The organism is Rhodoplanes roseus (assembly GCF_003258865.1).
In the GTDB taxonomy this organism is placed as follows: Bacteria; Pseudomonadota; Alphaproteobacteria; order Rhizobiales; family Xanthobacteraceae; genus Rhodoplanes; species Rhodoplanes roseus.
The window spans coordinates 1-271 of sequence record NZ_NPEX01000823.1 but is presented as its reverse complement, the minus strand read 5'-3'; the positions used below and the strand labels follow the sequence as shown (position 1 = coordinate 271).

Below are 271 nucleotides of genomic sequence, written 5' to 3'. Positions count from 1 at the left end.
GCCGCTTTGCCTCAACGCCGGAGCGGATGGCCATGATCGCGGCGATCGTGGGTGCGCTTGCGGCCTCCGGCGGCCTCTTCGCCTCGCTCGAATTCGACACCCCCTCCGGCCCCTCCATCGTCGTCGCCGCATTGATCCTGTTCCTGGCAAGCCTCACATGGAGGATGGTCGAGCCGGAGCGCCTCAAGGCCGAAGAAGTCACGGGAACGGAGTGAGACAATGAACGAAACGCCCGCCCTGACGAAAAACCAGTCGCTGGTGATGTCGGTTC

Annotated in this window: 1 protein-coding gene; it reads left to right on the top strand. The window is 64.2% G+C overall.

The features are described from left to right. On the top strand, positions 1-215 hold a 215-nt coding region (locus CH341_RS32570), incomplete at its 5' end, for a metal ABC transporter permease (protein WP_210208733.1). Positions 216-271: the final 56 nt, after the last annotated feature.